We start from the raw sequence: 12956 nt of genomic DNA on the forward strand, positions 1-12956 counted from the left end.
TCCATGCAAAAACGCGCCAAATGGGCCGTGATCTCGCTGGTCCTGATCATCGCCGCGCTGCCGATGTTCCTGTTGTTCTGGTTGATGGACGGCGACGACTTCGCGGCCGTCGACCGTGGACAGTCCTACGGCAACAGCATCTATAAGAACTATCAGGGCGGCGTTTACGCCGCCGTCCCCAGCAACGGCTACTACCGCATGGACGACGCCGATCCAGCCAGTTTCACGGCCTTCGATACCGGGGCTTTCGACGGCAGGCAGGCGGCCAGGGACCAGCGCCACGTGTATTGCGGCAACCAGGTCTTGCCGGACATGAAGCCCGCGTCCGCGCGCTACCTGGGCAACAGCTATTTCAGCGATGGCGCGGTCACGGTTTTCTGTTCGATGCACAGCGTGCGCAACGAAAAGCTGGGCATGCTGGACGAGTTCTGGCAGAAGATCCAGTACCAGGCGGACGCCGGCCCCAAGCCGCAGACCTACCTGTATCCGTTCGTCGTCCTGCCGGCCAGCGCCCGGCCCTACCGGCCGCTGCTGGACCGCGAGCTGGCCACCGACGATGTGCGCGTGTACTACCGGGGCCGCGAAATGCCGCAGGCGGCGCCGGCCTCGTTGCGCCGCTTGCCCGCGGGCAGGGATGGCGATGTCCGTTCCAGCGACGATTTTTTCGCCGACGGCCGCCGCGTCTATTTCCACGAGCAGTTGCTGCCGCTGTCGGATGATCCCGCGCTGTATACCTTCATGGTGGGCGACCTGTACCGCCAGCCCTATCTACAAGATCCGCGCGACGGCATGGTGTACGTGGGCGCGCAGCCCTTCGACGCGGCGCATGCGCCGTATCGCCTGCTGAACGAGCACGGCCGGCATGTGTACCAGGCGCTGTTCCGCAGCAAGAACGGCATCTTTTTCTACAACACGCAGACGCGGCAGGTGGAACGGGCGGGGGACGACCCCTTCGCTTCGGGATCCTTCACCGAGCTGTCGCCATACGTGTACACGGACGGCAAACAGACGTTGTTCCTGCAGGCGCAGGAAGTTTGGGCTCGCAACTCGCGGGGCGGGGGCGGCGGGCTGGTGTCCCGTTCCACGCTGGTCAATCAGCTGACGGATGCGCCGGCTGGGGAATGGATCAAGCGCGGCGTGGTTTATCACAACTTCGGCACGGTCTGGCAGAAGGGCGAGAAACTCTATTACCTCGACGAGCTCGGACCCTCGCAGCTGATTTTCCATTCGATCTATCAGATCATGGACCGCGACGCGGCGGATTTCCTGCTGCGCTCGCAAGAAACTCGGCAGATCACGGCTGCCGACATCCGCAAGCTGGTCCGGGCCGGCAAGCTGGCGGTGCCGCAGTATGAAACCGTGCTGGAAGCCAAGACACGTTATCGGAAGGTGTTCTCCATTTTCTGAGGCGCCGCCGCCACTCCCCAAAATGGGAGGTTGGGGCCGGCCGGGGTTTTCCTGCCCGCCCTTGAAAATTAGCCATTGGCCCCCACATCAGTAGGGTTTCCCGGCGGCCGCGCGGGCCAGAAGTCCCGGCAGCCAATAACCGTCCCTAATTTTTTACCTAGCCACGTAGAACTATGAGCCAAACCGCCACGCCTTCCACGTCCGAAACCCTGGGGTTCCAGGCAGAGGTGAAGCAGCTGCTGCACCTGATGATCCATTCGCTGTACAGCAACAAGGAAATCTTCCTGCGCGAGCTGGTGTCGAACGCATCGGACGCCTGCGACAAGCTGCGCTTCGAGGCCATCGACCGGCCCGAGCTGCTGGAAGGCAATGGCGAACTGGCCATCACGGTCAGCTACGACAAGGCTGCCCGCACCATCACCATCTCCGACAACGGCATCGGCCTGTCGCGCGAAGAAGCGGTGGCCAACCTGGGTACGATCGCGCGCTCCGGCACGCGGGAATTCTTCTCGCAGCTGACCGGCGACAAGCAGAAGGACGCGCAGCTGATCGGCCAGTTCGGCGTGGGCTTCTATTCCTCGTTCATCGTGGCCGACAAGGTCACGGTGGTCAGCCGCCGCGCCGGCGCCACGGACGCGATCCAGTGGGAATCCGACGGCCAGGGCGAATTCACCATCGCCGCGGCCGAGAAGGCCACGCGCGGCACGGACGTCACGCTGCACCTGCGCGCCGACGAAGACGAATTGCTCAACGGCTGGAAGCTGCGCGAAATCCTGCGCCGCTACTCGGACCACATCTCCCTGCCCATCCGCATGGCCAAGGAAGAGTGGGACCAGGAAAAGGGCGAGCAGATCAAGACCGAAGAACTGGAAACGGTGAACCAGGCCAATGCGCTGTGGGCCCGCAGCAAGTCGGACGTGACTGAAGACCAGTACCGCGAGTTCTACAAGACGGTGTCGCACGACTACGACGACCCGCTGGCCTGGACCCACAACCGCGTCGAAGGCCGCAGCGAATACACGCAGCTGCTGTACGTGCCCAAGCACGCGCCCATGGACCTGTGGGACCGCGACGGCCGCCGCGGCGTGAAGCTGTACGTCAAGCGCGTCTTCATCATGGACGACGCCGATCAGCTGCTGCCTTCGTACCTGCGCTTTGTGCGCGGCGTGATCGATTCGGCCGACCTGCCGCTGAACGTGTCGCGTGAGATCCTGCAGGAAAGCCGCGACGTGCGCGCCATCCGCGAGGGTTCGGCCAAGCGCATCCTGTCGCTGCTGGAAGACATGGCGGAGAACAAGCCGGAAGACTACGCCACGTTCTGGTCCGAGTTCGGCCAGGTGCTGAAGGAAGGCGCGGGCGAAGACCACGCCAACCTGGAGCGCATCGCCAAGCTGATGCGCTTTGCCTCGACCCACACGGGCGACCAGGCCCAGACCGTGTCGTTCGCCGACTACGTGTCGCGCATGAAGGAAGGCCAGGACAAGATCTACTACGTCACGGCGGATACCTTCGCCGCGGCCAGCAACAGCCCGCATCTGGAAATCTTCCGCAAGAAGGGCATCGAAGTCCTGCTGCTGTCGGATCGCGTGGACGAATGGATGTTGTCCTATCTGCGTGAATTCGACGGCAAGTCGCTGGTGTCGGTGGCCAAGGGCGGCCTGGACCTGGCCGAGCTGGCCGACGAGGAAGAAAAGAAGCACCAGGCCGAAGTGGCCGAGGACTTCAAGCCGCTGGTCGAGCGCCTGCAGAAGACGCTGGAAGACCAGGTCAAGGAAGTGCGCGTGACGCTACGCCTGGTGGACTCGCCGGCTTGCGTGGTGGTGGGCCAGAACGAACTCAGCCCGCATCTGCTGCGCATGCTCAAGGCCGCCGGCCAGGAAGCGCCCAACGTCAAGCCGGTGCTGGAAATCAACCCCGAGCACCCGCTGCTGGCCCGCATCCGCGCCGCCGAAGACGGCGAGTTCGACCAGTGGGCGCGTTTGCTGCTGGATCAGGCGCTGCTGGCCGAAGGCGCGCAGATCGCCGACCCGGCCGCGTTCGTGAAGCGCTTGAATGCGTTGCTGCTGAAGTAAGCAGCGCATCCGTTTGAAGAAGGAAAGGCGCCTCTGGCGCCTTTTTTTCGTTTGGGAGACGTTTCACAAGCAGTGGTTAAAAAATTACCGATCGGTAATTTTGTACAAAAAACCAGCTTAGGTTGAAAAATTATTCCCGTTCGGTAATTTTTGGCGGTAGAAAAATGTGCTGCGGCAGATTTTTCCCGCTCGGTAATTTTTTTCCTACGCCAATCAAATTTTTATCCTAAAATTACCGATCGGTAATTTTGGAGGCGCCCATGCCCTCGCAAGATATTCCTGCCGAGCTCGCAGGCGGGGCCGGCGTAACGATCCGCACATCGACCGAACTGGGTGAATTGGTGAAGGCCGTGCGGCGCTCGCAGGGCTTGCTGCAAGCGGACTTGGCTGGCCTGTCTGGCACCGGCAACCGCTATGTGGTGGATCTGGAGCGCGGCAAGCCCACGCTGCAATTGCAGAAGGTGCTGGACATGCTGGATCTGCTGGGCCTGGAAGTGCAGGTAGCGCCCAAGCGCCCGAGGCTGCCATGACAGTCGCAGACGCGCTGGACATCTATCACGCGGACCGCAAGGTCGGCCGCTTGTTCGACGAGCGGCCGTTGCGCTTCGTGTACGAAGATGCCTGGCTGAATTGGTCTGGCGCGCATGCCATTTCGCCGTCGGTGCCTCTGCGCAGCGGCGATCATGCGGGCGATGCCGTGCATGCTTTTTTTGAAAACCTGTTGCCCGAAGGGCATGTACGCAAGTTTCTGCAGGTCAGCCGCCATGCCACCACGGTCTTCGGTCTGCTGCGCAGCGTGGGCGGGGATACCGCCAGCGGGTTGACGATACTGCCGCAAGGGGAGCGGCCCGCGCCGGCGCGCCACCGGGTTGCTACATGGCAGGACGTGACAAAGCGCCTGCAGGACGTGGCCGTGCCCGCGCTGGCGGCGGAGAACGCCGAGGGCGCCCGCATTTCCCTGGCCGGAGCGCAGGACAAGCTTCTATTGACGGTGATGCCCGATGGTTCGCCAGCAATACCCGAGGGGGCTGCACCGTCCACGCATATTCTGAAGCCGGATATTCGCGGCCTCGATGGCGTATGGTCATCGGCCCTGAACGAAACGCTGGTCATGCAGTTGGCCGCCAGAATGGGCCTGGGCGTGGCGGAAGTCCGCTATCAGCCCGATACGCGCGCATGCCTGATTACCCGGTATGACCGCAAGCCTGACGGCAAGGGTGGTTTGCTGCGGCTGCATCAGTTGGATCTCTGCCAGCTGGCTGGCAAACCGTCCGACGTGAAGTATGAGTCCGATGGCGGTCCGTCGCTGCAGCAATGTCGGGAGCTGTTGGGAAGCATGGGCATCGGCGCGGCGGATTTGAAGCGATTCCTGCAATGGATATTCTTCAACTTGTGCGTCGGCAACAACGATAGCCATGCCAAGAACCTGTCCGTGCTGCAGACGCAGGATGGCCGATACCGGCTGGCGCCCTTTTATGACCTGATGTGCACGGGCATGTACTCCGGGTTGGCTCGCAATTTCGCGTTTGCGATCGGCGGTGAAGTGAAGCCGGGCAGCATCGGCGCGGAACATATCGCGACCATGGCTAGGGAGTTGGGTTTTGCCCTGCGCTACGTCAGGGCAGCAGGGGAGTCGCTGGTGGATGCGCTTCCCGTTGCCTTGGATGAGGTGCAGGCAGGACTGCTGGCGCAGGCGCCGGGGGGCGCGGAGCGCACGTTGATCGAGCGCTTGGGGCGTTGGATCAAGACCAACACCCGCAAGCATGCCAAGCGGTGGGGGATGGGCGCGTAGCCGTCCGCGGCCGCATCGGCTAGACCGTCTGCGCGGCCCCCTCGCCGCGTATCACTACAGCATCCAGCGCCACCACCCCCTTACCCTCAGGTAAAGCCAGTAAGGGATTGATCTCCACCGAACTGAAGTCCGCGCGCCGCGCGTGGGCGAAGCGGGATAGCGCCGCCAGCGCGTCGGCCAGCGCGTCGACGTCGCAAGGAGGCGCGCCACGCGCGCCTTGCAGCAGCGCGTAGCCCTTGATCTCGCGGATCATCGCCAGGGCTTCGTCGCGCCCGAAGGGGGCCAGGCGGAAGCTCACATCCTTGAGCACTTCGACGAAGACGCCGCCCAACCCGAACATGACGACCGGGCCGAACACCGGGTCGCAATGCACGCCGGCTATGCATTCCACGCCCTTGGGTGCCATGGGCGCGACGAGCACGCCGTCGATGCGGGCGTCGGGCCGGTGCTGGCGCACGGCGGCCATGATGTCGGCATAGGCCTGCCGCACGGCGGCTTCACCGCGGATGTTGAGCTTCACGCCGCCTACGTCGCTCTTGTGCGTGATGTCGGGCGATGCCACCTTGAGCACGACGGGAGCGGCGTCGCCGTTCGTAGCAGCCAGCTCGGCGACGGCGCGCACTGCCGCGTCCACGTCGGCGGCCAGCATGCAGGGCGAGGCCGGCAAGCCGGCCTGGCGCAGCAGCGCCATGGCCTGGACTTCGTTGTAGGCGTCCAGCAATGGCGGTGTGTGCGCCGCGGGCATCGTGGGAGCATCGTCAGCAACGTCGCTACCCGTATGAGCAGCCAGCCCGGCCACCGCGCCTATCGTGCGGATGGCGGCGCTGGGATCAGTGAACACCAGGCAGCCCAGCTGTTCCAGCTCGCGGCGGCGTGCGGGCGGAAACAGTGCGCTGATGGCCAGCGGCACGTCCGGATGGCGGGCCTGCATCTGCCTTGCGAAAGCCTCGAAGGTAGGCCACAAGGCTTCGGAGGATCCAGCAGCGGCCAGGAAGACGGCCAGCGCGTCGTAGCGTCCATCGGCCAGCATGTCGTCGGCGGTGGCCAGCAGCAGGCCGGGTTCGGACACGGCCTGGCCGGTGACGTCGACGGGATTGCGGCCGCTGGCGAAGGGCACGCGCTCCAGCAGGCGGGCTTGAGCTTCGGCGGCGGGCTCGGGCAGCGCCAGGCCGGTGTCCTCGGCTTCGTCGGCCATCAGCGCGCCTACGCCGCCGGAGATGGTGAAGATCCCCAGCCGGCGGCCCTGCGGCGGCCGTTTCCAGGTGTCCAGCGCATAGCCCAGGTTGAAGAATTCCTCGATGGTGCGCGCGCGCTGGGCGCCATATTGGCGGAACAGCGCGTCGTACACGGCGTCGTCGCCGGCCAGCGCTGCCGTATGCGAGGCGGCGGCTTGCGCGCCAGCCTGGGTGCGGCCGATCTTGGTGACGACCACGGGTTTGCCCGCCGCGCGCGCCGCGGCCAGGGCGCGGCGCAGCTTGGCGCCGTCGCGGCAGCCTTCCATGTAGGCCATGATGACGCGGGTATCGGCGTCGCAAGCCAGCCATTCGATGCAATCGGCCACGTCGATGTCGGCCTCGTTGCCGGTGCTGATCCAGTGCGACAGGCCCAGGCCGCGCTCGCGCGCCATGCTGTAGGCATAAGCGCCGAATGCGCCGCTCTGCGACACCATGCCGATGCCGCCTGCGGCGACGATGCCGTTGGCGGGGGCGGGCGAGAACGTCGCGTAGACATTGCGCCGCACGTTCATGAAGCCCAGGCAATTCGGTCCCAGCAGGCGGATGCCGCGCTCGCGCGCGATGGCGCAGAGCCGTTCCTGTTGCGCGGTCCCTTGCGCGCCGGTCTCGGAAAAACCCGAGGTGAACACCACGGCGGCGCCTACCTGGCCGGGCCGGGCGCGTTCCAGCGCCTGCGCGGCATGGGCGGCAGGCACGGCCAGGATGGCCAGGTCCACGTCCGCGTCCAGCGCGTCCAGGCCGGGCAGGGCCGGCAGGCCGGCGATGGCGTCCGCGCGCGGGTTGATGGGAATGATGCGGCCGCCGTAGCCGTGCTGGAGCAGCAACCTGACCGGCATCGCGCCGATCTTGCCGGGCGTGGCCGAGGCGCCGACGATGGCGATGCCTTGCGGATTGAAGAGGCGGGACAGGGAGGAGTCAGTCATGATGTGGCGATGAAGAATCAGGAGTAGCGCACGACGCTGCGGCCCGTGCTGCCGCGTTCGAGCATGGCGGCCAGGGCTAGCGGCAGCTCGCGGGGTTCGATGACGCGCGCGATCAGGTCCAGATGCGCGGGGCGATATTCGGCGGCGAGCTTGTTCCATACCTGGCGCCGCAGCGGCATGGGGCTGTTGGCGTTGATGCCCAGCAGCTTGACGCCGCGCAGGATGAAAGGGATGACAGTGGTGGGCAGTTCCGCGCCGCCGGCGTTGCCGAAGGCGGCGGCCACGCCGTCGGGCTTCAGGCTGGCCAACGCGTGGGCCAGTAGCGGGCCGCCCACGGAGTCGACCACGCCCGCCCAGCGCGCGCTCATGAGCGGCTTGGTGCCGGCCGACAGGTCGGGCGGAGCGATCACCTCCTGCGCGCCCAACGAGCGCAGATAGTCCGCCGCAGCCGGCTTGCCGGACATGGCGCAGACGCGATAACCGCGCTGGCTCAGGATGTCGATGGCGACGCCGGCAACGCCGCCGGTGGCGCCGGTGACCAGCACCTCGCCTTGTTCCGGCGTCAGTCCGCAATGTTCCATCCAGTGCAGCGAAAGCGCGGCCGTGTAACCCGCCGCGCCCAGCACGGCGGCGTCGCGCAACCCGATGCCTGGGGGCAGCGGCAGCACCCAGTCATGGCGCACCCGCGCATACTCGGCGTAGCCGCCGTCGCAGTCCACGCCGATGCCGAAGCCGTGCACCACGACCTCCTGGCCGGGCGCGAGCGCCGGGTGGGCGGAATGCACCACGGTGCCCGAGAGATCGATGCCGCCGATACGCGGATACTCGCGGATGATGCCGCCGCGTCCGGCCTGGGCCAGCGCGTCCTTGTAGTTCAGGCCCGCATAGGCCACCTTGATGAGCGTGTCGCCCGCGGACAGCTGGTCCGCGGACAAGGTTTCGTAGCGGCCTTGCGGGGGCTGGCCCGCTGCGCCCGCATGTAGGCGGTAGGCCTGGAATTCGAGGTTTTCCATGTTCGTCTCCTTGAGGGCTCAGGCCAGCAGCCGGCGCGCCAGCGTGGCGCGGTGCAGTTCGTTGGCGCCGTCGTAGATGCGGAAGGGGCGCATCTCCTGCCAGACCATGGACACGGGCGTGTCGTCCGACAGGCCCGATGCGCCCATCATCTGCACGGCGCGGTCGGCCACGCGGTTCACCGCCTCGGACACGAAGACCTTGGCCATGGCGCTGTGCTGCTTCACCGACAGGCCCTCGTCCATGCGGGTTGCGCAATCCAGCGTCATGAGGCGGCTGGCGTGCAGGTCGATGTGGGAGTCCGCGACCATGGCCTGGATCTGCTGCAGATCGGCCAGGCGTGAGCCGAAGGATTCGCGCTGCATCACATAGGCCTGCGCCGTCTCCAGCGCGCGACGGGCGCGGCCGATATAGCGCATGCAATGGGACAGCCGGGCAGGCTCCAGCCGCAGCTGCGCATACTCCAGGCCGCGGCCGGGCTCGCCCAGTACGGCTTCATCGGCGACCTCGCAGTCCCGCAGCAGGATCTCGGCGTGGCCGCCGATCTGGTAGCCCGTCACCATGCCGATGTCGCGCACCACCTGGTAGCCCGGCGTGTCTGCCGGCACCAGGAACAGTGTGGCGCCGGTATCGGTGCGCGCCAGCACCAGCGCGAAATCCGCGCCCACGCCGCCGCTGATGAATTGCTTGTGGCCGTTCAGCACCCAACGCGCGCCGCGCCGTTCGGCGCGGGTGCGCAGCATGGACGGATCGGAACCGGCGCCGGGCGCGGGCTCGGTCATGGCGAAGCAGGCTCGCTGTTCGCCGCGCATCAGCGGCGCGAGGAAGCGTTCCTGCTGGGCGGAGTTGCCCAGGCGCAGCAGCGTCAGCATGTTGGGCTGGTCGGGCGCGGCGCAGTTCAGCGCCGCGGGTCCAAGGAAGCCGCGCCCCGCTTCTTCCAGCACATGGGCCAGGGCGCGCCAGCCGAGTCCCAGCCCGCCCCATTCCCGCGGCAACTGCGGCGCATACAGGCCGGCCTCGCGAGCCTGTATGCGCAGTTGGGCGACGCAGCGATCCAGCGCGGCCACGTCGCGGGCAATGGCGGGGGACTCGGCGGGTATCGCCACCTCGTCGACGAAGCGGCGCACGCGCGCGCATACGTCTTGCAGGGCGTCGCCGCCGTTGCGTTCTTGCTTGGACTGCATGGTTTATTCCTCGATCTTGACGCCGGCCTGCTTGACCACGGCGCGCCATCTGTCGGTTTCGTCGGCGATGTGCCGGCCGAACGCTTCGGCCGTGCCGCCGGTGGCTTGCATGCCCAGCCCGTTGAAGTAGCTGCGCACTTCCGGATCGGCCAGCACGGCGTTGATCTGCCGGTTCAGCAGGGCGATCACGTCCTTGGGCGTACCGGCGGGCGCCATCACGCCCCACCAGGACGAGGCCGACAACGGCACGCCCAGTTCAGCTAGCGTGGGCACGTCGGGCAGCTCGGGATTGCGCGTTTGCGAGGCGATGGCGACCGCGCGCAGACGCCCGGCCTTGACCTGCGCATACACCGGCGGCAGGTTGTCGAAGCTCATCTGGACCTGGCCGCCGACCAGCGCGGTGGCGGCTTCGCTGCTGCCCTTGTAGGGGATGTGCCGCAGCGCGATGCCGGTCTGGTGGGCGAACTGCTCGCCCGCCAGATGGGGGATGCTGCCCGTTCCCGCGGTGGCGAATGTCAGGCCCTGCTGCTGCGCGGCGGCGCGCTTCAAGTCTTCCAGGCTGCGTATGGGGCTGGCGGCGGGCAGCAGCAGGTAGACCGGCACGTCCGTCGCCCAGACCACGGGCGTCAGGTTCTTCTTCACGTCATAGGGCAGCTTGGCGTACAGCACGCTGTTGGTCGCCAGATTGGCGGTGCCCATCAGCAGGGTGTAGCCGTCGGGCGCGGCGCTGGCGACCAAGGCGGTGCCGATCTGCGTCGCGCCGCCGGGCTTGTTTTCCACCACCACGGGCTGGCCCAGCAAGGGGGCCAGCTTGCGGGCGATCATGCGCGCCGCGGTGTCGGTGCCGCCGCCGGCCGCGTAGGGCACGATCAGGCGTATCGGCTTGTCGGGATAGGCGGCGGCCTGTGCCGCCCCGGCCGCGCCCAGCAGGGCGACGGCGCACAGCGCGCGCAGCGTTCGGATCAGGATTTGCATGACGGTCTCCCGGCGGGCCTACTGGATGCGGGTGCCGGTGGACTGCACCAGCTTGCCCCACCAGGCGGTTTCGTCCGCGATCTGCTTGGCGAACTCGGCCGGCGTGCTGGCCAGCGGTTCCGCGCCCAGCTCCTGGAAGCGGGTGCGCAGCTGCGGGTCCTGCAGCGCCTTGACCACCGCTGCGTGCAGCCGTTCGATCACCGCCGGATCGGTGCCGGCAGGCGCCATCAACCCCTTCCAGGCCATCACCACAAAGCCCTTCTGCCCAGCTTCATCGAAGGTGGGGATGTCGGGCGCCGCGGTGGCGCGCTGGTCGCTGGGCACCGCCAGCGCGCGCAGGCCGCCGGCTTTTACCTGCGGCAGCAGCGCCGGCATGTTGTCGATCATGAAATCGATGTGGCCGGCCACCAGGTCCGTGACGGCGGGGCCGGTGCCTTTGTAGGGCACGTGCTCGGCCTGGATGCCGGTCTGCTGCTTGAGCAGTTCGCCAGCCAGCTGCGCCGGCGAACCGTTGCCGGGAGAGCCAAAGGACAGCTTGCCGGGGTTGTTGCGCGCGTACTGCAGGAATTCCTGCAGCGTCTTCACCGGCATGGATTTGGTCACCACCATCAGATTGTGTTCGCGCTCCAGGCAGGTGATGGGCGCCAGGTCCTTGGCCGGATTGAACGGCATGTTGGCGTACAGGCTGGGATTGATGACGGTGGGTCCGGCCGCCGCCAACAGCAGCGTGTAGCCGTCGGGCGCGGCGCGGGCCACGAAGTCGCCGCCGATGTTGCCGCCGGCGCCGGGTTTGTTCTCGACGATGACGGGTTGGCCCAGGATGGGATGCAGCGCTTCGGCCAGCAGGCGGCCCAGGATGTCGGTCGAGCCGCCGGGGGCGAACGGCACGATCAGCCTCACGGGCTTGTCGGGATAGGCGGCCGCGGCTTGCGGCGGCAGCGCCGCGCAGGCGAAGGCGGCGGCCATGGCGCCGATCCACTTCGGCAGGTGCTTGTGCAGCATGATGGAAGTCTCCTTTGGTTGGCGGGCCGCCGGCTTCTTGCGGCTGCGGTCCCTGTATTGCCCTAGCGGCCGGGCGTGTAGCCCGCCTGGCTCAGCGTATGGCGGGCGATGTTCAATTGATGGATCTGGCTGGTGCCCTCGTACAGGCGGAACAGGCGCACGTCGCGGTAGAAGCGTTCTATGCCGTGATCGGCGATGTAGCCGTAGCCGCCATGCATCTGCACGCAACGGTCCGCCACGCGGCCGCACATCTCGGACGCGAAATACTTGCAGATCGAGGCGTTCAGCGTCACGTCGGCGCCGGCATCGCGCTCGCGGGCGGTTTGCAGTACCAGGGCGCGGGCGGCCTGGATCTCGGTCTGGCAGTCGGCCAGCATGGCCTGAATCAGCTGAAAGTCCATCAACGGCTTGCCGAACTGCTGGCGCTCGGCCACGAAGCGCAGCGTGTCGTCCAGCATGCGGATCGCCGGGCCGATGCACAGCGCGGCCAGATGGATGCGTTGTTTGTTCAGGACCTTCATCGCGGTCTTGAAGCCCACGCCTTCCTGGCCGCCGATGATGCAGTCGGCCGGCACGCGGCAGTCCTCGAAATGCACGGCGGACACGGGCGATCCGGCCTGGCCCATCTTGTCGTAGGGCTGGCCGGTGGACAGGCCCGGCGTGCCGCGCTCCACGATGAAGGCGGTGATGCCCCTGGCGCCAGGCGCATCGGGATCGGTGCGCGCCATGACGGTGAACAGGCCCGCCAGCGGCGCATTGGTGATGAAGCACTTCTCGCCGTTCAGCACGTAGTGGTCGCCGTCGCGCACGGCCGTGGTGCGCAGGGCCGTGGCGTCGGAACCCGCTTGCGGCTCGGTCAGGGCGAAGCAGCCGGTCAGTTCCCCGGAGGCCAGCCGCGGCAGGTAGCGGGCCTTCTGCGCGTCGGTGCCGTCGGCCACCAGCGCCTCGGAGCCGATGCCGGTATTGGTTCCGACCCGGGCGCGAAACGCCACCGAGCATTGCGACAGTTCCATGGCGGCCAGGATCAGCTCCTCGGTCGTCATGCCCGCGCCGCCGTATTGCTCGGGAATGGAGTACCCGAACAGCCCCTGCGCGGCCATGCTGGCGACCAGGTCCTGCGGCACCTCGTCCAGGCGGGCGACCTCGGCTTCGCGCGGCGCCAGTTGCTCTCGCACGTAGCGGCGCAGCGATGCTAGGAATTGCGGGAATCCGTCGGGGTCCCTGATCATGGCTAGTCTCCGTTTCATCATGGGCGCTGATGCGTGCCGCGCCGTGTTGAATCCAGGCTAGCAAAAGGCCAAGGGATTTGAGACAAGTGTTTCGATATCTTGAATGCATGGCGAGCCGTCGCTGCT

The 12956-nt window shown here is 66.8% G+C and carries 10 protein-coding genes; 4 read left to right on the forward strand and 6 right to left on the reverse strand.

Going from position 1 to position 12956, the window contains the following annotated elements; translation table 11 throughout:
* The first annotated feature begins 3 nt into the window (after window positions 1-3).
* The 4 genes from NGK62_RS14840 to NGK62_RS14855 all read left to right on the forward strand — a co-directional run bounded on the left by NGK62_RS14840 (window position 4) and on the right by NGK62_RS14855 (window position 5271).
* Window positions 4-1407, forward strand: coding sequence for a DKNYY domain-containing protein (locus NGK62_RS14840; protein ID WP_251878887.1), 1404 nt, complete (start codon window positions 4-6; stop codon window positions 1405-1407).
* Between the two features lie 173 nt (window positions 1408-1580).
* Window positions 1581-3479 carry a molecular chaperone HtpG gene (gene htpG, locus NGK62_RS14845; RefSeq protein WP_059373931.1) on the forward strand — a complete coding sequence of 633 codons (1899 nt, stop codon included), beginning with the start codon at window positions 1581-1583 and terminating at the stop codon, window positions 3477-3479.
* 260 nt (window positions 3480-3739) lie between these two features.
* Window positions 3740-4009, forward strand: a complete 270-nt coding sequence (locus NGK62_RS14850; protein ID WP_119450477.1) for a helix-turn-helix domain-containing protein — start codon at window positions 3740-3742, stop codon at window positions 4007-4009.
* A complete protein-coding gene (locus tag NGK62_RS14855) occupies window positions 4006-5271 on the forward strand; it encodes a type II toxin-antitoxin system HipA family toxin (protein WP_251878889.1) in 1266 nt (421 codons plus the stop codon). The genes NGK62_RS14850 and NGK62_RS14855 overlap by 4 nt, the downstream gene beginning before the upstream one ends.
* 19 nt (window positions 5272-5290) lie before the next feature.
* Here NGK62_RS14855 and NGK62_RS14860 read toward each other — a convergent pair whose 3' ends face one another.
* The 6 genes from NGK62_RS14860 to NGK62_RS14885 all read right to left on the reverse strand — a co-directional run bounded on the left by NGK62_RS14860 (window position 5291) and on the right by NGK62_RS14885 (window position 12830).
* Window positions 5291-7429: an acetate--CoA ligase family protein gene (locus NGK62_RS14860; protein ID WP_251878891.1), complete on the reverse strand. Its 2139-nt coding sequence runs from the start codon at window positions 7427-7429 to the stop codon at window positions 5291-5293.
* A 17-nt stretch (window positions 7430-7446) separates the two neighbouring features.
* Entirely contained in the window at window positions 7447-8442 is a 996-nt protein-coding gene (locus NGK62_RS14865) for an acrylyl-CoA reductase family protein (RefSeq protein ID WP_251878893.1), read from the reverse strand.
* A gap of 18 nt (window positions 8443-8460) precedes the next feature.
* Window positions 8461-9624, reverse strand: a complete 1164-nt coding sequence (locus tag NGK62_RS14870; protein WP_251878896.1) for an acyl-CoA dehydrogenase family protein — start codon at window positions 9622-9624, stop codon at window positions 8461-8463.
* 3 nt (window positions 9625-9627) lie between these two features.
* Window positions 9628-10599 (reverse strand): tripartite tricarboxylate transporter substrate binding protein, encoded by a 972-nt coding sequence (locus tag NGK62_RS14875; RefSeq protein WP_251878898.1) that lies wholly within the window; start codon window positions 10597-10599, stop codon window positions 9628-9630.
* Between the two features lie 18 nt (window positions 10600-10617).
* Entirely contained in the window at window positions 10618-11601 is a 984-nt protein-coding gene (locus NGK62_RS14880; RefSeq protein WP_118931493.1) for a Bug family tripartite tricarboxylate transporter substrate binding protein, read from the reverse strand.
* A gap of 62 nt (window positions 11602-11663) precedes the next feature.
* Window positions 11664-12830 (reverse strand): acyl-CoA dehydrogenase family protein, encoded by a 1167-nt coding sequence (locus NGK62_RS14885; RefSeq protein ID WP_251878900.1) that lies wholly within the window; start codon window positions 12828-12830, stop codon window positions 11664-11666.
* Between the last annotated feature and the right edge of the window lie 126 nt (window positions 12831-12956).

It is taken from the genome of Achromobacter sp. Marseille-Q4954, assembly GCF_943737025.1.
Taxonomy (GTDB): domain Bacteria; phylum Pseudomonadota; class Gammaproteobacteria; order Burkholderiales; family Burkholderiaceae_B; genus Achromobacter; species Achromobacter bronchisepticus_A.

Coding starts and splice junctions, on each gene's coding strand:
- NGK62_RS14860 (WP_251878891.1), bottom strand. CDS start 7,429: ATGACTGACTCCTCCCTGTCCCGCCTCTTCAATCCGCAAGGCATCGCC.
- htpG (WP_059373931.1), top strand. CDS start 1,581: ATGAGCCAAACCGCCACGCCTTCCACGTCCGAAACCCTGGGGTTCCAG.
- NGK62_RS14870 (WP_251878896.1), bottom strand. CDS start 9,624: ATGCAGTCCAAGCAAGAACGCAACGGCGGCGACGCCCTGCAAGACGTA.
- NGK62_RS14880 (WP_118931493.1), bottom strand. CDS start 11,601: ATGCTGCACAAGCACCTGCCGAAGTGGATCGGCGCCATGGCCGCCGCC.
- NGK62_RS14855 (WP_251878889.1), top strand. CDS start 4,006: ATGACAGTCGCAGACGCGCTGGACATCTATCACGCGGACCGCAAGGTC.
- NGK62_RS14885 (WP_251878900.1), bottom strand. CDS start 12,830: ATGATCAGGGACCCCGACGGATTCCCGCAATTCCTAGCATCGCTGCGC.
- NGK62_RS14840 (WP_251878887.1), top strand. CDS start 4: ATGCAAAAACGCGCCAAATGGGCCGTGATCTCGCTGGTCCTGATCATC.
- NGK62_RS14865 (WP_251878893.1), bottom strand. CDS start 8,442: ATGGAAAACCTCGAATTCCAGGCCTACCGCCTACATGCGGGCGCAGCG.
- NGK62_RS14875 (WP_251878898.1), bottom strand. CDS start 10,599: ATGCAAATCCTGATCCGAACGCTGCGCGCGCTGTGCGCCGTCGCCCTG.
- NGK62_RS14850 (WP_119450477.1), top strand. CDS start 3,740: ATGCCCTCGCAAGATATTCCTGCCGAGCTCGCAGGCGGGGCCGGCGTA.